Origin of the sequence: Vibrio harveyi NBRC 15634 = ATCC 14126 = KCTC 12724 (assembly GCF_001591145.1) — a bacterium.
In the GTDB taxonomy this organism is placed as follows: Bacteria; Pseudomonadota; Gammaproteobacteria; order Enterobacterales; family Vibrionaceae; genus Vibrio; species Vibrio harveyi.
In genome coordinates this window covers 37,489-54,284 of sequence record NZ_BCUF01000040.1, presented here as the reverse complement: position 1 = coordinate 54,284, position 16,796 = coordinate 37,489, and the positions used below count along the sequence as shown (strand labels likewise).

General features: G+C 43.5%; 13 protein-coding genes and 1 pseudogene. 8 read left to right on the top strand and 6 right to left on the bottom strand.

What is annotated here, in order from left to right; translation table 11 throughout:
* The 7 genes and pseudogenes from VHA02S_RS18705 to VHA02S_RS18680 form a co-directional block, all read left to right on the top strand.
* Window positions 1-241, top strand: a pseudogene (locus tag VHA02S_RS18705) (hypothetical protein); the annotation flags it as partial.
* A 9-nt stretch (window positions 242-250) separates the two neighbouring features.
* Complete coding sequence (locus tag VHA02S_RS26380; protein WP_227740463.1) at window positions 251-718, top strand: AHH domain-containing protein; 468 nt, start codon at window positions 251-253, stop codon at window positions 716-718.
* A gap of 148 nt (window positions 719-866) precedes the next feature.
* Window positions 867-1,049 carry a hypothetical protein gene (locus VHA02S_RS26375; protein ID WP_227740462.1) on the top strand — a complete coding sequence of 61 codons (183 nt, stop codon included), beginning with the start codon at window positions 867-869 and terminating at the stop codon, window positions 1,047-1,049.
* Complete coding sequence (locus VHA02S_RS18695; protein ID WP_038898752.1) at window positions 1,039-1,566, top strand: hypothetical protein; 528 nt, start codon at window positions 1,039-1,041, stop codon at window positions 1,564-1,566. The genes VHA02S_RS26375 and VHA02S_RS18695 overlap by 11 nt, the downstream gene beginning before the upstream one ends.
* Window positions 1,563-1,859, top strand: a complete 297-nt coding sequence (locus VHA02S_RS18690) for a hypothetical protein (RefSeq protein ID WP_038898751.1) — start codon at window positions 1,563-1,565, stop codon at window positions 1,857-1,859. Before VHA02S_RS18695 ends, VHA02S_RS18690 begins: the two co-directional genes overlap by 4 nt.
* A gap of 251 nt (window positions 1,860-2,110) precedes the next feature.
* Window positions 2,111-5,425 carry a DUF5107 domain-containing protein gene (locus VHA02S_RS18685; protein WP_038898750.1) on the top strand — a complete coding sequence of 1,105 codons (3,315 nt, stop codon included), beginning with the start codon at window positions 2,111-2,113 and terminating at the stop codon, window positions 5,423-5,425.
* Window positions 5,426-5,511: 86 nt separating this feature from the next.
* Complete coding sequence (locus VHA02S_RS18680) at window positions 5,512-6,939, top strand: sugar porter family MFS transporter (protein ID WP_005449432.1); 1,428 nt, start codon at window positions 5,512-5,514, stop codon at window positions 6,937-6,939.
* A 91-nt stretch (window positions 6,940-7,030) separates the two neighbouring features.
* Here VHA02S_RS18680 and VHA02S_RS18675 read toward each other — a convergent pair whose 3' ends face one another.
* Window positions 7,031-8,251 carry an ROK family transcriptional regulator gene (locus VHA02S_RS18675; RefSeq protein WP_045487629.1) on the bottom strand — a complete coding sequence of 407 codons (1,221 nt, stop codon included), beginning with the start codon at window positions 8,249-8,251 and terminating at the stop codon, window positions 7,031-7,033.
* 150 nt (window positions 8,252-8,401) lie between these two features.
* On the opposite strand from VHA02S_RS18675, the gene VHA02S_RS18670 reads away from it, so the two are divergent.
* Complete coding sequence (locus tag VHA02S_RS18670) at window positions 8,402-9,274, top strand: aldose 1-epimerase (protein WP_038898749.1); 873 nt, start codon at window positions 8,402-8,404, stop codon at window positions 9,272-9,274.
* 103 nt (window positions 9,275-9,377) lie between these two features.
* Here the strand turns inward: VHA02S_RS18670 and VHA02S_RS18665 are convergent, their stop codons facing one another.
* Genes VHA02S_RS18665 through VHA02S_RS18645 form a run of 5 tightly spaced genes read right to left on the bottom strand, consistent with a single transcriptional unit; the run spans window position 9,378 to window position 16,599 of the window.
* Window positions 9,378-10,580: a type III PLP-dependent enzyme gene (locus tag VHA02S_RS18665; protein WP_005449429.1), complete on the bottom strand. Its 1,203-nt coding sequence runs from the start codon at window positions 10,578-10,580 to the stop codon at window positions 9,378-9,380.
* Window positions 10,573-12,399, bottom strand: coding sequence for an IucA/IucC family protein (locus VHA02S_RS18660; protein WP_038898748.1), 1,827 nt, complete (start codon window positions 12,397-12,399; stop codon window positions 10,573-10,575). The genes VHA02S_RS18665 and VHA02S_RS18660 overlap by 8 nt, the downstream gene beginning before the upstream one ends.
* On the bottom strand, window positions 12,371-13,570 hold the full coding sequence (locus VHA02S_RS18655) for an MFS transporter (RefSeq protein WP_038898747.1): 1,200 nt from the start codon (window positions 13,568-13,570) through the stop codon (window positions 12,371-12,373). The genes VHA02S_RS18660 and VHA02S_RS18655 overlap by 29 nt, the downstream gene beginning before the upstream one ends.
* A 6-nt stretch (window positions 13,571-13,576) precedes the next feature.
* Entirely contained in the window at window positions 13,577-15,388 is a 1,812-nt protein-coding gene (locus VHA02S_RS18650; RefSeq protein WP_038898746.1) for an IucA/IucC family protein, read from the bottom strand.
* Window positions 15,385-16,599, bottom strand: coding sequence for an ATP-grasp domain-containing protein (locus VHA02S_RS18645; protein ID WP_038898745.1), 1,215 nt, complete (start codon window positions 16,597-16,599; stop codon window positions 15,385-15,387). Before VHA02S_RS18645 ends, VHA02S_RS18650 begins: the two co-directional genes overlap by 4 nt.
* Between the last annotated feature and the right edge of the window lie 197 nt (window positions 16,600-16,796).

The window sequence follows — 16,796 nt, the reverse complement described above, 5'->3', positions numbered from 1 at the left end:
TAAGATGGTACCGGACAAGCTTAAAGAAGCGATGGGCGAGTTTGATGATCTTTTTGCTCGCATCTTAGGTAAGGGCGAGAAAACTTATCCAGCAAAAGTGAAACATAATACGGGTGAGTCTGCTCAGTCAGGAAAGAACTCTGCAAAGGCGAATGAGGACAAAAACAAAGCAGACTATGTATGTAATTTGTGCGGAAAAAATAAGAAAAGCAAACTTAACCCTTGCAAGGCAAGGCTCTAGGAAAAAATAATGACAGCGCTAATGGCAAAGCTTTTATCTGTAAAGCTATACGAAAAAGAAAACAAAAGTCAGATAATTAAGAACATTAAAATTGGTAGTCAAGGTGTCTTGGGACGAAAAGACTATTGGCCTATTGCTAATAAGGTTTTGAAGCCAAGTATCAAGTACCCAGATAAACATCCGTGGCACTCCAAAGCTTTATCAAGTCATATCACAGGGCATCACATCATATCAGTGGCAAGTCTAAAAACACTAAAAACACTAAAAACACTAAAAAGTGACTATAGAACATTATTGCTTCTTAGTAAGTACAATGTAAATCATCCGAGGAATATCGTTGGTTTGCCGACGTCTCCTCAAGTCGCTTGTCAATTGAATGTACCTCTTCATTATAGTAGTCATACTAGTGACGCAATACCGACTATTGAAGACTCGCCTTCTTATCATGTAATATCATCAATGCTGATAAAAAAATGATCTCATTTTTGTTAAGTAAGGGGCATGCCCAGGTGATTCCTTAGAAGAACAAAAGAAAGTATTACTTAATATCGATTACATATCAGCTATAAAATTGAAATATATAACCAATTTTAAGATCGTTTTACATAAAACAGGAGCTGATTATTTGAAAGGAAATATTGGCTGTGGTGGTGTGGAAAAAGAAAGTCTTAAGGAAGAGGGGAGTCAATGTGAAGCAAGATCGCACAGTTACCCATTTAATAAAAATGACTTAATGACAAGTGACCATTCTAGGTTGTTAACTATCTATGAAATAGAAAATTCAAAGGTTGTATATAATGCCAATTAGTGAAGAATATTATGTGTTATCAAATGACTACTCAAAGGTGAATTTTGTAGTAAACATGGAAAATGAACGTGGATTTAGTTTGTTAATGGATAAAGCGATATCTACAACCATGCATGTTAACTTTGAATCTATTAGCTTAAAGAGTTTTAGCGCTATCGATGCTCCGTTTGATGTTTCTGTCAACACTGAGATATTATTTGACCTGGATTTTCTTGCAGTATTATCAGAATTAATGCTATACAAAAACTCACTTGTTCCTGCTAAGATCAAAGAGAAAGAGTTTGTTTATCTTCATTGTTATAACATTATCGATATAGAGGATGAAGTTAAGGGGTTTAACTTTGATCTATTATCAGAAATACCCATCGAGGAAAGGTTGGTATTCAAGCCCTCTTATGGATCTATCATTGTTTTTTTTCATAAATCAATTATAGAGAAAATCAATTCTGTTAAGAGCTTTTCATATGCAAAGTATCAAAAGGCTTCCGATTGGTCAGTTGAATGGGAAATGTCATGAATTATGCGGAGCTTAAAATTGATTACCTAGTTAGCTTGGATAATTATAAAATCCGACTTGTTAAAGTTGAGCCGGATATATATATACCCCAAACATACGGATTAAGTATTTTTATAAATGATTATGTTAAAAGGAAAATATGTCATATTGATGCTCTTAATTTAACTGAGGGTGTTATATCAATTCGTTATTTTAAGCCAGATGGTTTTTTGTCTGGTTATTATAAGTCAGAACCAATATCACGATATGAAATTTCATTTTTTACAAATGAAGAAGGGAATGTTTTTTTCTAAAGACTTATATGAAGATCTATTTACAAATAAATTTGATGTTTTGATCGATTTTTAGTTTCTAACATAACTGATCGTATTTGTACTGGTTGTCAACCTAGTTTACGTTGCTCTATAAAGCCAGTGTCTTAGTGTCACATTTATTACTAAACTTCGTTTAGTTAACCACGTGATTGCTTCATACATCCTTTTTGCTGTTCGCTTTTTATACTGCCTGTAAATCAATCACAACGACTTACAGGTAGTTTTAGATTATGAGTACGAATGCAAAAGCACGGGTAGAAGAGATTGTTTTACCGACTTACCCGACGGGCAAAGTTGACTCGAATCCGTTATTTTTGGAAAACCGTGTTTATCAAGGCTCTTCTGGCTCCGTATACCCTTACGGCGTGATCGACAGTATATCTGATCATCAAATAGAACAGACATATCAAGCGGTATATATCGAAAATGATTATATAAAAATCATGCTATTGCCTGAGCTTGGTGGGCGCATTCATCGTGCGTACGACAAGATGAAAAAGCGTGATTTTATTTACTACAACGAAGTCGTTAAGCCGGCTTTAGTTGGACTACTTGGTCCTTGGATTTCTGGAGGTATCGAGTTTAACTGGCCTCAACATCATCGTCCGACAACGTTCATGCCTACAGATTTTAAGATTGAAGAGCATGAAGATGGAGCCGTTACCGTTTGGATTGGTGAAGTTGAACATATGTACGGTTTGCAAGTAACCGCTGGCTTCAAACTTTATCCGAACAAGGCGCTTGTCGAGATAACAGGCAAGGTATATAACGGCAACGATACTCCTCGACAGTTCCTATGGTGGTCTAACCCCGCGGTAAAAGGTGGTGATGATCATCAAAGTATCTTCCCACCAGACGTCACTGCGGTATATGACCATGGCAAACGAGATGTTTCGGATTTCCCAATAGCGACTGGGGAATATTACAAAGTCGACTATTCGCCGGGTACGGACATCTCTCGCTACAAGAATTTGCCGGTTCCTACTTCTTATATGGCAGATAAGTCCGCTTATGACTTTGTTGGCGCTTACAGTCATGATGAGAAAGGAGGGTTGTTGCATGTGGCTAATCACCATGTCTCTCCTGGCAAAAAGCAATGGACATGGGGAAACTGTGATTTTGGATTAGCCTGGGATCGCCAGTTGACCGACAGCAATGGACCTTACATCGAATTGATGACTGGGGTTTACACCGATAACCAACCGGATTTTACTTGGATTGATAGTCATGAAGAGAAAAAATTCACTCAACACTTCCTTCCATATAGCAATTTAGACAACGTTCATAATGCGAACACGGAAGTCGCGATTAAGTTGGATCGAAGCGGGAGTTTCGTTAAATGGGCAGTTTACGCTATTTCTGAGATTGCCAACTACGAGGTGGTTATTTCGGACAAAGCGAGTGTACTTGCTAAACACCAACTGACAATGACTCCAGGTGATGTGGTTGAAGAAAGCATAGAGCTTGCTGAGAGCACGCGCTTAACCATCACAATCTTGAATGAGGAGGGGAGAGTATGCCTGTCCTATCTAGAGCATATTGACGCTAAAGATGAACCAACGCCCGATCCTGCCTCCGCACCAGAAAAACCTGAAGATGTATCGAGCGTAGAAGAACTGTATTTCATTGGACAGCATTTACAGCAATATCACCATGCAACGAGTAATCCAGCGGACTACTACCAAGAAGCCCTCAAACGCGACCCAAATCATTATGCAACCAACGTCGCGATGGCTTCGCTTGCTTATGATCGCGCGGATTATCAAGGCACACTTAAATATTCTGATGCCGCTTTGGAGCGTGCTCACAAGCTCAACAAAAACCCTTTATGCGGCAGAGCAAGCTACCTTCGTGGCTGTGCAAATGAAAAACTGGGGCGCCTTGATTCTGCCTTTAGCGATGTATTTAAAGCAACGTGGAGTAGTAATTGTCGTGATACTGGCTTTTTCGCCGCTGCTCGCATTGCCACAAAGCAAGACCGTTTAAATGAAGCATTAGAATACGCGGAAAGAGCACTGGAACTAAATGGTACTCACTACCAAGCTGCAACATTGAAGGTGTTTTTGCTTAGTGCATTGAACCGACACGCTGAGGCTCTTCGTTTTATTGATGAACAAAGTGAGATGCAGCCTCTTGGTTATGGTATTTCATTCGAAAAGTATCAGTTAACTCGCTCTGATATTGACTTATCGGCGTTTAAGCAACTCATGAATCAAAGAGAAGCTAACACGATTCATCTTGTTAACTTTTATCTTTCGATTGATGCAAAAGAACGCGCTAAAGCGGTCTTAGCTCTGAACGAGAGCACAGGTTCAATGAGTTTGATTTATAAAGCGTATTTAGTCGATGAACCCGAACAGGCGGAAGCCTTATTAGATGTCGCTGCCGATCGATTTAACGACAATGTTTTATTTCCGAATACCTTAGCCGAAGTTGAAGTTTTAAGTGCTTTTTCAGGGCATTACTTTACCCAATATCTACTGGGTTGCTTCTTCTATGCGAAACGAAGCTATTCAAGAGCGGTATATCATTGGGAAACAGTACTAAGGCTCAACTCACACTATGCGCCCGTACTTCGAAATCTATCTGTCCATGCCTATAACAAGCGTCGAGAGCTGGATAAAGCGATTTCTTTGATGGGGTTAGCATTCGAATTGTCTCCGAGCGATGCCCGAGTTCTCTATGAACTGGATTACTTGAAAAAAGCGGCGGGTGATACGCCATTAGAACGACTTGCTTTCTTGAGGGCAAATCTAGAAGTGGTCAATCAGCGAGATGACTTAACTGCAGAGTTGCTTAATTTGTATAACATCTGTGGTGAGCTCGAACTTGCACAGACATGCTTATCTACAAGGCAGTTCCACCCTTGGGAGGGGGGAGAAGGTAAGGTGACAGGGCAGTTCATTGTCAATAAGCTGAGATACGCATTGCAGTTTATGCAACAACGAAGCTTCAATAACGCGCTTGAGTTATTGAATGACGCTCTGACTTATCCAACAAATTTGGGTGAAGGTCGCCTCGTTGGTCAAACTGACAATGATATCCACTATTTCTTAGGCCGTTGCTACCAAGAGTTAGGCGAAAGAGAGTGTGCCAATCAGCACTTTGCTCTTGCAACTCAAGGTAAACAAGAGATTAACCAAAGCCGTTACTATAACGATCAACCCGCTGATTACTTGTTCTATCAAGCGGCTGCAATGCACCAATTGGGAGATACCGCACAAGCAGTATCACTGTTTGAGGATATGGTGTCTTGGGCGGACTCAGAATGGAATGCGCCCGTAGAGGTCGACTTTTTTGCTGTATCACTCCCAGCGTTAATTGTCTTTGATAGCAATTTAACAACAGAACATCAGCAACACTGTTTATTTGTAAAAGCAATGGGTCAATTTGGCTTAGCTTTGATAGATGAACGTCATGGATTTGAAGATTTTGAACTTACATTGCAGGCACTGTTAGGACAAGCGCCTGCTCATACAAAAGCGAATCTATTAAAAGAAATCGCACAACATCGCTATGCGTTTGGCTGTAACAGTCAAAATTAATGGATAGGTCACTCCGGGTGACCTATCACCTGGGGTGACTCTAAAACAATAACTTTAATAGATATGTACCTCTACAAGGATTTACTATGCGTAAAACAAGCGATCAACTCAATATGAGAAACATATGGCTCATCAGTCTGGTGGCCGCCTGTGGTGGATTATTATTTGGTTATGATTGGGTCGTAATCGGTGGTGCCAAACCATTCTATGAGGCTTATTTCAACATTACGAATGCGTCATTGTCTGGATGGGCAATGAGCTCAGCGTTAATCGGCTGTATGGTTGGGGCATTTATTGCCGGCACCGTGTCTGACAAATATGGGCGTAAACGTCCGTTAATTTTAGCGGCACTGTTATTTGTTATTTCTGCATGGGGAACGGCCGCTGCCGATAGTTTTAATGCGTTTGTGGTGTTCCGAATTATAGGTGGTGTTGGTATTGGCTTAGCGTCAGCATTGTCACCGATGTACATTGCTGAAATTGCACCTGCTGATAAACGAGGAAAGTTTGTCGCGATAAACCAACTGACCATCGTTATTGGTGTGCTTGCTGCTCAAATCATTAACTTATTGATTGCGGAGCCTGTTGCTTCCAATGCAGCGCAAGCGGATATTTTGCAATCATGGAATGGTCAAATGGGTTGGCGTTACATGTTTGGCGCCGAACTTGTGCCTGCATTTGCGTTTTTACTGCTCATGTTTGTTGTGCCTGAATCTCCACGTTGGTTAGTAAAAATGGGCATGGTAGACAAAGCGAAAGCTACATTACTGCGTATTGGTAGCGAAAGTTATGCGTCTCGCACTGTGCAAGAGATCGAAAGTACCTTGTCTGCAGAAACTCGTTCACTTCCGTTTAGTGCGTTGTTTAAGCCAGATGTGAAGCCAATTTTGGTGATCGGTGTTGTTCTTGCTGCTTTCCAGCAGTGGTGTGGTATCAACGTCATCTTTAACTATGCACAGGAAATCTTTGCCTCTGCAGGCTTTGATATCAACGATACCTTGAAGTCGATCGTTGCAACAGGATTGATCAATCTCGTGTTCACCATTTTGGCGATTCCTTTTGTTGATAAAATTGGTCGACGTAAGTTGATGATTATCGGGTCGGCTGGCTTGACGGTGATTTATGGTTTGATGTCAGCCGCATATGCCTATGGAATGCTTGGTTTGCCGGTATTGATGCTCGTCCTTATCGCGATTTCTATCTATGCTTTGACGTTGGCACCAGTGACTTGGGTTCTTCTTTCTGAAATGTTCCCGAATAAGGTTCGTGGCACCGCGATGTCGGTCAGCACGTTGGCACTTTGGGTCGCGTGTTTCGCACTCACTTATACGTTCCCACTGCTTAATGCGGGGTTAGGTGCTTCAGGTTCCTTCCTACTTTACGGTGTTATTTGTGCCTGTGGTTTTGTGTTCATTTACAAACGCGTTCCAGAAACGAAAGGGCGCTCTTTGGAAGAACTGGAAAAAATCCTTGTTACTCGTGAAGCTGCGGTAGGTAAAGAGGTGAACGCATAACTCACTCAGTGCTTTCTATTGAGTGAAAATAACAGAGTAAGCTTCAAGAAGGTCGCTATTAAGGTGACCTTCTTTGCGCTTAAATTGGGAGTTACGTATAGAGGTTATCTAACTCTTGCTCAACCCATAGGTAGCTCATCCCGACTATTCGCTCAATTTGCGTTAAATGCCCGAACGAGACTACGGTGAGATCTTGTTTACGAGCATTCTCGTCTTCGAATGGATTAATGAGTGTTTGTTGCGTGATTGTCTTTAACCAACATTCACCTAGAGCACAAGTGTTTCCATACAAGATGATTTTGTTGATGTTGAGTGTGATAAGAAAGTTATAGAGAGATTGTCCAAGAATTGTGGCTGCGTGCATTGCAACTTCCTGTGCAATTGGGTCGTCGTTTTGATACAGCTTAACAAAATCATCGAATACAAAGTCATCGATATGCACAAGCTTGGATGCGTTTTCCTGACGGGAAAGGTATTGCTTACAAAGCGCTGTGGAACTGGCTTCCGTCTCTAAGCAACCTTCTCGACCACAGCCACAAATGATGCCGTTATTCGCGACTTTAATGTGACCAATCTGCCCACTGCCAAACATCTTTCCTCGGTATATGTCATTGTGGATCAAGAAAGAAGAACCGATACCGTAATCAACGTTGAGTACGCAAAAATCTTCACCGTGATGCCCGTCTAACCACTTTTCAGCTAAGGCTAGCATGACGCAATCATTGTCGACTAGGACCTCAACGAGCAAGCGTTGCTCAAGAAGATATTTTAGCTCGATAGGTTGTGTCCAAGGAGCTTGCGGCATTCGCATGGAAGATCCTACATGAGTATCCACTTGCCCGTGTACGGCAATAGAGAGTCGATAACTAGTATTTGGCTTGGACTGACGGCAAGCAACAATAGCCGTCACGATATCCTCAATTAGTTCATCAGGTGTTTGTGGGGTAATGGCTTGATCAATAAAGTCCGAAGAGGGCGTCATTTCATTATCGACCATTACCGCTTGGATACGGGTAGGGGAAACACTCATGCACACGGTGTAAGGGCGATCACTTGATACTTTGTACAAGCCGCCAAAGTTACCCTTTGTTGCTTTGGATACACTGAAGTTTTCTACTCGACCTTGCTCAACTAAAGCATCAACAATCTTACTAATAGCAGGAATGCTAAGTTGCGTTTCACGAGCTAACTCTGATTTGGTCATGCCTTTGCTTTTATACAGCAATGCCATCACAAGGCGACAGTTGTAGTGTCGAACTTTTTGATTATTCAACCCCTTATGGGCGCCAGATTGAAATGGTTTGTTAGGCATTGTTCGAACATGGCTCTTGGATGGTTTAACGTAGAAGGCGCTAACTAAATTCTGTTTAGTTATCTCTGTGACTTTGTTATCAGTTGTTGAATATCTAACTGCATAAAGTAGCTATAAACAAACATATCATAATGAAGTGAAGGTTTATCGATGGCTACTCACACTCTGAATAATGGCAAGTTGAAGTTGGTCGTGAATGAGGCTGGAGGGTGCGTTGATTCATTTCAGTATATTAACGGATTCACCTTTGATGTGTTGAGAGCCAGAGTCAATACTTCCAACGGCTTTGCCGGAGATTCAAGTATGTTTCCCATGCTGCCAATGGCGAATCGTATTCGCGGAAATCAATTTGTTTGGCGTGGGCATAAAGTCGTGCTGCCGGTTAGTCGTGCCATCGATGATATGTTTTTCTTGCATGGAAATGGATGGATTTCTGATTGGGGATTACTGACCAAAAACGCAGGTGATGACTTTTTGGAATTAGAGTTAACGTCAAGTATCGACGGCGTATGTGAATACCATGCCAAACAGTCTTATCAACTGTGTGATGACACCCTTATTGTTACCATGGTTCTGACCAACCTTGGGGATGATGCTTTTCCTTTCGGGGCTGGCTTCCATCCATTTTTCTCAGTTCAGCAAGATACACTTGTAGAGTTCCCGGCGATAGGTTTTTGGTTTGAAGATAAGCAGAATCTTCCTGATCGTTTCGTTAGGCAAATACCTTCAGATTACAACTTCAATAGCGAAAAAACAGTGCCCGATTTATGGATCAATAATGGATATCAGATGAGTGATAGCGGAGTTAGGGCGATGCTAAGGCACAAAAATGGCGTGTCGGTATTAGTGTCGAGCCCTTGTCGTTACCTGCAAGTTTATAAGCCCTCGGGTGAAAGCAACTTTCTTTGCCTTGAGCCTCAAAGTCATTATGTTGATGCGCATAACTTTGGTTGTGAAAGCCTGAGCGTTTTATCGCCGCAAGAAAGTATGCAAATCAGTATGTGTATACGAGTTGTGACATGAACTTGATGAGAAATGTGCCATAAAAAATCGGTATGAAAGCCCCTAGCGATAGGGGCTTATTCTGTGGAACCATTTATTCTACGGAACTATTTGATAGCGAGTGTTAGAAATAGTGGAATAGTGGAGGTTCGTGCATTAAGAAGTTTTGATGAGAGATGTTCCAAGCATAGGCGCCAGCAAGCGTGAACACGACATAATCTCCAATATCGAGGTGAGTAATGTTTTGATTTCTAGCAAGAACGTCTTTTGGCGTACAAAGTTGACCGACGAATGTCGCGTGTGAGTGCGTAATCGGCTGTGATATGACTTTGGGTTTATTACTCGCTAAAATCGCAAATGGATGATCGTGACTTTGTGCCGCAGGGGTGCGGAAGTGATGTGTACCACCACGCGCAATGACAAAGTTCTCGCCTAAGTTTTGCTTGATGTCTAACACTTCCATAACGTAATAGCCGCATGGTGCAGAGATGTAACGTCCGCATTCAAATCGCAGTTTCCAATCTTGAACTTGTTCTTTCGCGATCAAAAACTCTAACTTGTCGCAAAATTCAATCCAAGGGAAGTGCTGCTCATCATTTTGGTAGTTAATGCCCATACCTCCGCCAAGGTTGATCATTACTTCATCCAGCTCAAATTGTGTTTGCCAAGCTTTAACGACTTGGAAGTAACGTTGCATTAATGCTAGGTGACGATCTACCTCGAGTTGATGAGACATTAAATGGAAGTGGAAACCTTTTAGGTGCACGTTTGGAAAATCACGCAGCAGAGTGAGTGCGTTACTTAACTCGCTTTCATCCAATCCAAAAGGCGTGGGTTTCCCACCCATGGCGAGTTTGCTTAAGGTGATATCGCCAATATCGATGTTCATTCGTAGAAAAATCGAGGCAGAACGGTTCAGCTTTTCTGTTAATGCACCAATGCGATGCAATTCAGTGAGGCTTTCGACATGAATTGCATCTACGTTGAGCTCAATCGCTTGCTTAAGTTCGCTTGGCATTTTGCCCGGACCACCGAAGATCAAGGGCATATTGAGTTGCTGTTCGTGCAGATGAGCAAGCTCTCCGCCGGACGCAGCTTCGAAACCGTCGACATAAGGCGCGAGTGTTTTCAAGATTGGCTCTGATGGGTTGGCTTTCGCGGCATAAAACAGCTCAACATTTTTGGGTAGAACGTGTTTCATCTGTTTAATGTGTTGCTCCAGCGCCTTTAGGTCATAAAGGTAGGCACATAGTGGCTGCATGTGTTGCTCTGCCAATTGCAAAACTTCTTGTTGGACGTGCAACGGAAGCTGTGAAGAATTAAGCATGATTGGCTCCTTGGTGATTCGCCCATGGCACTGGAACTTGGGTGTAGTTGGATTCTTTATCCGCTCTTTGCATTAAGCGCGTAGTAAAGTTGTTTTTGCTCGGGAAACTGCCGCCGTTTATCAAGGATTCAAGCTCAGGTTGTTTGCCATTGACGGATTGCCAGCGAACAATTGCGCTTTTAACCGAGTTCCAAAGCGTTTTCTCAAGCGTTTGGTCTCCTTCCGCAATAAAGAAAATGGCTTCACTGATGTTGTTGATGAAGGTACAGTAACCAATACGATTCCAACCTTGCTCCCGGCTGTAATAAACCGATTGGCGAGCAAGTTCAGAAAGCTGGTTCAATGACTCCGGTGACCAGAATTCTGGAAGCAATTTGGTGCCTTCTAGATCGCGTATCCACACGCAGCAAGGCATGCCTTTTTCAAACCCAATGAGTGTGTTTTGCAAATGAGGCTCAAATGCGACGCCATGTTTAAAGTAGTAGTTGAATACGCCGGGAATTAAGCAGTGTAAGTAGCGCTCAAACCATAAAATCGCGATGTCGTGGTACGTTGTTTCTGATGCTTGTGCTTTGGTTTCTAATTGAGCAGCGATACAGCTGTCGCCATTGCGATCATAGGCAAATAGTGCTCCCGCTAACGTTGGTTCTAGTACATCAATTTCACACAAGGATAGGTTTTCTCGATATAGGATACCAAACGACTCTCGGGCTTTCGTCAGATCTTCTTTTTGCTCGGAATCAATCGATTCCAAGTTGATGGTGGTGGCAAAAGGTTCCGTCATCACTTTGAAAACCGGATTCTGTAACTGCTCACTTTCTTTTATCGGATGCAAAATCGAGCTCAATTGCACCGCACTATCGAGTTCATACCATGCGTTTTTACGTACACAGTTGGTCAAGCGGACGTTAATCGAGAACTTGGCGAACCATTCTGTTTCAGGGTGGTACATGGTACGCACCGATGATGTCGGCAGCATTTTTTCTCCGCCTAGCCCTAGTGGCGTCATTTTGCCTTGTTCAATCGCTCGTTGAACTAATGGGTTTTGCAAGATCGTGTAGCTCTCCCATGGATGGCAAGGGTAGAGGGTGGCGTCTCCAGAGTGCGGCTTTTCTGGTGCCAATTGCTCAATCATCGACTTAGGAGTATGACGTTCATCCGAGCGAAGCACATCGAGCAATGTATTATCCACTTCAAACCAATATAGCGGGACGCTGGCTCCCACTTCTGGTGAGCATGCTAATAGATCATCCATACTCACGCCGGAACGGCTTTTTGGCGTTGGGTGGAAGGAGTGCCCCCAAAGCAATGACTGCTCTGAAGCAATAAAAGCATTGTGCTGTTGAGGTCTTGTGTTTGCGTTTAGAAATTGCTCCGTTACCAACAGGCTGTTTTCCATTTGAGCCACAAGCTCGTTGTTGAATGGAATCGCTAACACTTGTTTTAGATAGTTCAGTAACAGTGTCAGTGTTTGGATTGCATCTAATTTATGCCATCCAGAGCCCGGCATTTTGCTCCAGGGCATATCAATCAGTTTGACTTTACCAAGCTGACTCACGTACTCAGCAGGCAACAACAAAACACCGTTTTGATGGGGAAGATGAATGCCCACGCGCTGTTGTTGTGAATAGTTACGCTTCAATGTTTGTGGTAAAGATGTTGAACGGTACTGCCATTCAACTTGCTTGTTAGGGATCGCGTATTCGCGTAGATAGCAGTTGACGACGCCCGTTATGGTGTTGAGCTGAGCTTTTCTATTGTTGAGTTGTGCTTGGCTTTTCGCAAGCGTTTCACTTGGAGACAATGGCGTTTGTAACATGTTGATGCCCAAATTTAGAATGGATGATCAGTGCGATAAGAGTCAAAGCACTGACCAACGCAGAAAGGAGAAAAGGAACGTCGAGCGAATAGAAGCGGATAATAGAAGATGCGCTAAGACCTGCGGCAACTCCGCCCCATTTAGACATTGCATCAAAGCGAGAAAACACTTTGCCGCATTGTTGCCTATTAAGTCGGGTTGCAAGCGCTTGATGTAAACCTTGGTAACAGCAAACCATGCCACAGCCAAACACGATGCGAGCTACGATCAATAAGACTTCATGTTGAACGAGGTGCATGACGCAACTGAGAGAGAGTAAGGCAAAACCCAACCAAAGTGTACGTTGCTGCTGGTGGCGGTTGATCTTCTCTGAAAGTGCATGAATCTTGGTTGCAAACACAAGATAAACACCATGCGGAAGCGCATACAAGAAGCCGATCCATGCCGGATTCACGTTGCCGTATTGCTCAACATAAGGCGAGAAGTACGGGAAGGTCACTACCATAGCGAAAGCAAAGCTAAACTGAGCGCCAAAAACCCAATATAGAGCACGTAACGAGCAGTCCGACATAACATCAGATTTGTCTACAAGAGCGTCCGATTGGGGGGAAGGCGTTTCGGTTTGATCGACGGGTAGGGTAAGCGTGATCGCAAATGCCACAAGTGGCAATATGGCTAACCACAGGTATGCATTCAGCGGGTTGGATTCCGATAACGTCCATCCTAGCCCAATGGGTGCCACTATCAGAGCCAAACGAGCAGATAGTTGGGTTTTATTGAGCGTTTTACTCAGCGCTTTCGCATCTTCTATTTGGCTTGAAAGGTAGCTATTAGACGCTGCCATTGTTCCGCCAAACGTTCCTTGAATAATGAGACCAAACACAAACATAGGTAGCGTTGTTGCTAAGCCACACAGCATAAACCCAGCGGCGAGACCAACTTGAGCGCGCAGTAGAGAACGGCGTCTGCCGTATTGGTCGGCAAACTGCCCCCAAAAACGAGCGGCCATAGCAGTGCAGAAGGTAGGGAGAATAAACAAAACACCTGCCCAGTCTGCATTTATGTGGGCTCCCAAAGTGGGTAACACCATCGGTAAGAACAACGGCATGCCTAACGCAGCAAATGCAGCGATAAAATGGCAAAGCAGTACGCTGTAGATGAGTTTGGTCATGATTAATTAGCTCACGCTCTGTTTAATGGCAGTGAGATAAGCATGTTGAGTGTCTTCGCTGGTTAACAACAAGAAGTTGGGCGCGGATAACCCATAATATTTGTTGATATCGCTTGCACCTGATGCTTCTTTGGAAAGTAGGCTCCCTGAGCTCAACAAATATTTGGCGTACAAATCTGGGGAATCAAATAAGAGTTCGCGTGCCAATTTTGTTTCGTGACCTTGTGCGCCTAAGTAGTCGATATAATAAGCGAGGCTTCGTGCGACTACTGCGTACAAAGAGGCGCTTGAAGCAATCCCTTTCGCTGCCATTGCCTCTACAATCGCGGCAATATCCAGTTGTAGCGTAATCGTGGTAAACATCTGACCCAACGCGAGTTCATTATCGACCTTAATTCGTTGATCCAGTAGTTGATCGCACTGAACAGGGGAATGCTGTTCAAACGCTTTGAAACGATTTGGCCAGATACGAGCGGCGTCATTGTCCTTCATAGCTAACGTCATTTTGCCTTCTTTATTGAACGCAATGATGGCGTTTTGCTGATTGGATTCCAAAGCAATGCCATAACGCAACCAAAGAGTCAGATGCACTTTACATAACAGATCAACGTAGTCGGTAAACCAAGCCAATGTATCTTGCTGGTAGTATTGTTCAGCGAGATGCTCAAGGAACAAGCGACCATCAGGCATTGGGCTGGCAAGGGCTGCAACAGGCACTAATGCTTGGTCTTCGCAGTGGTGAACAGGGTATTCGCGCACAATGTAAGCGAACGTTTTATCATCGCCAACGTGCCCACCATGCTTTTCGTTACAGTGGAAAAGCGTGCCACTTAGCTCATTATCACTTTGCTCTAAATGCGTTAACAAACGCTCAAACCAATGACCGTCATACAGTGTCGATGGTTTAATAAGACGAATGTTCTTAGTTCCTAACGAACGCATAATAAGTGGCACTTTTATATGAACATTCGGTGTTTGGTTCACTACCACAGTGCGCACCGATAAGGTTGGTGTCACCTCAAGAAAAGCGAGTGGCGCTTCAATCACGCCTTCAGGTAGTGACTCTAAACTGCGTAAAGTCAACGGGTGAGCAGGGAACAAGTCATGACTCAGTGAGAAGTCGGCAGGCAATCCAACTTGCTCCATTGTCGGCCAGCACTCAGGAGGCGCAGAGGTTAAGGTCACTAGTGATTTATCAATGGCTAACCAACGCAAAGTAAAACTCTTGGCAAACTCCGGTGCATATTGCGCTAAGTCATTATCACTCAGTCCAAATTTTGCTCGAGCTGTCGGATAGTATGGATGATCCAAATATGAAGCGATTTGGTCTGCTTGTAACAGTTTACGTTCCCAACCATTGAGTTCCGATATTGGCTGCATCAATGCTGCTGAGTTTTGCTCGAATGCTTTGTCACATAAGCCTTTATGCTTTTCCGCACATTCGAGTTCTTGTAGATATCCATCGAGTAACGAATGAGAGCTTTCGTGAGCACAAGCTTTTAATACTTCAATCCAATCGCGGTAATGTTGCTGTGATTCAACGGTTCCATTTTTCTCTACAAACCAGCAGGTTGGCGCATGGTGGTTAGTCACGCCGTAGACCCATCGCTGCATGTAATAAAAAGGCGTAACAGGTAAGTAAAGATTTAAATCTTGTGTTGAGAAGGCGAGCCAAGTTTGGTCTGCGCCATAAGCATTGATGTTCAATTTGTTGGGTAAAGCATTAATGAAAGCGCCTTGAGAAACTAAACCAAATAAATCTTCGCGTAGACACGTATCGATTAAACGCTGGGTGAGATATAAAACGTTGTCGTTCATGCCGTTACCTCTTCGACTGGCACAAGGTTGAAAGTGGCGAGAGCCTGTTTGAGTGAAGGCTGCAATGACTGTCCGGATGGTGAGCTAATGGAAATCCTGGCTAGGTAGTCTTTGTTTGAATAGCTTTGTTGGATGTGCTCTCCAGCGGGCTTAAGAACCTGTTGTTGCGTAACAATATCGCCTTCTTGATGAATGAAAGATGTTGATGTACCTGCTATGGTTCCGCTCGTGTCGGCGACAACATAGTGCACTTGAGCGCTACCTTGGATAGTGAAGTCCAGTTCAAGTTTGTCGCCAAGATGCAGTTTTAAAATGGTGCTAAACCACTGATGATGGCTCAGGTTATTAAGTAGAAACTCGCGTCCATCTCCGATACTGCGATAATTGACCTCCACCAACACGGGACCGGAATCGGTGATAATAAATTCGCTATGGCACACGCCGAATCCGACACCAAAAACTTTCAACTGGCGGAGGCATTCGTCACGAAATTGGACGCTGTGAGTACCATTCCAACACGCCGCCATCTCGATAAAGTGCGGTGGGGCAGACAGTTCGACATCAAACCCACCAACGGCGAGTAAGTTATCGCCATCCCCTAATGTTTCTATTGTGATAAGCGGGCCCTGCAAAAACTCTTCAACCAAGACAGGAGTGGTTGGGTGTTTTTGCCAGAATGCATCACAATAATCCCCAAGTGCGGCATCGGTGTCGCAGCGTTGAACATCCAAACTTGCAACGCCTTCCTTTGGCTTTGCGACGACAGGGAAATTGAGTATCTTGCGAGGCGATGAGTCACCTTGATGCAGCAAGATACTTGGTGTGCTTGGCAATGATTTGTCATTGAGGACTTGGCGAGTTAGGTGCTTGTTCTTAGCTTTTAACGTCACAGTCCAGTCTTTAGCGGGCAAGTTAAAGAATTGAGCACAGATAGCCGTTGAAGTTTGCAAATGATCGCTGTTACTAAAAATAGCGCTAGGGTGTAATTCGTGCTCCGTGATGACCTCGATGAGTTCAAGTGGATTGAAAACATCACATTCTAGAATGTCATCGGGGGTGAACTGGTTATCTTCACTGGCCAACTTGAGATGGTTGAGCTTGTGGTCAGTGATCAACACGACGTGAAGACCCATCGCTTTTGCTGCAGGTACGAAGCCGTGGGTGACTGCATCATTAACGACATGACTCACGATGATCATCGTTGATTTCATGGGACTTTCCTAATTTTTCTAACGTTGTTACTGCGTGCTCACAGCCGGCTTCCAATGCGTCTCTTTCGCGGCATTTTAGGGAAAGGTTTTATTATTATTCTGATTTTATTGATTATTTTGTTATTTCCCCAGTTACATGGGGCAAACAAATATAGATCATAATTTTTATATTGCAAACACAAATGATATTGGTTTAC

Coding starts and splice junctions, on each gene's coding strand:
- VHA02S_RS26380 (WP_227740463.1), top strand. CDS start 251: ATGACAGCGCTAATGGCAAAGCTTTTATCTGTAAAGCTATACGAAAAA.
- VHA02S_RS18695 (WP_038898752.1), top strand. CDS start 1,039: ATGCCAATTAGTGAAGAATATTATGTGTTATCAAATGACTACTCAAAG.
- VHA02S_RS18690 (WP_038898751.1), top strand. CDS start 1,563: ATGAATTATGCGGAGCTTAAAATTGATTACCTAGTTAGCTTGGATAAT.
- VHA02S_RS18685 (WP_038898750.1), top strand. CDS start 2,111: ATGAGTACGAATGCAAAAGCACGGGTAGAAGAGATTGTTTTACCGACT.
- VHA02S_RS18680 (WP_005449432.1), top strand. CDS start 5,512: ATGCGTAAAACAAGCGATCAACTCAATATGAGAAACATATGGCTCATC.
- VHA02S_RS18675 (WP_045487629.1), bottom strand. CDS start 8,251: ATGCCTAACAAACCATTTCAATCTGGCGCCCATAAGGGGTTGAATAAT.
- VHA02S_RS18670 (WP_038898749.1), top strand. CDS start 8,402: ATGGCTACTCACACTCTGAATAATGGCAAGTTGAAGTTGGTCGTGAAT.
- VHA02S_RS18665 (WP_005449429.1), bottom strand. CDS start 10,580: ATGCTTAATTCTTCACAGCTTCCGTTGCACGTCCAACAAGAAGTTTTG.
- VHA02S_RS18660 (WP_038898748.1), bottom strand. CDS start 12,399: ATGTTACAAACGCCATTGTCTCCAAGTGAAACGCTTGCGAAAAGCCAA.
- VHA02S_RS18655 (WP_038898747.1), bottom strand. CDS start 13,570: ATGACCAAACTCATCTACAGCGTACTGCTTTGCCATTTTATCGCTGCA.
- VHA02S_RS18650 (WP_038898746.1), bottom strand. CDS start 15,388: ATGAACGACAACGTTTTATATCTCACCCAGCGTTTAATCGATACGTGT.
- VHA02S_RS18645 (WP_038898745.1), bottom strand. CDS start 16,599: ATGAAATCAACGATGATCATCGTGAGTCATGTCGTTAATGATGCAGTC.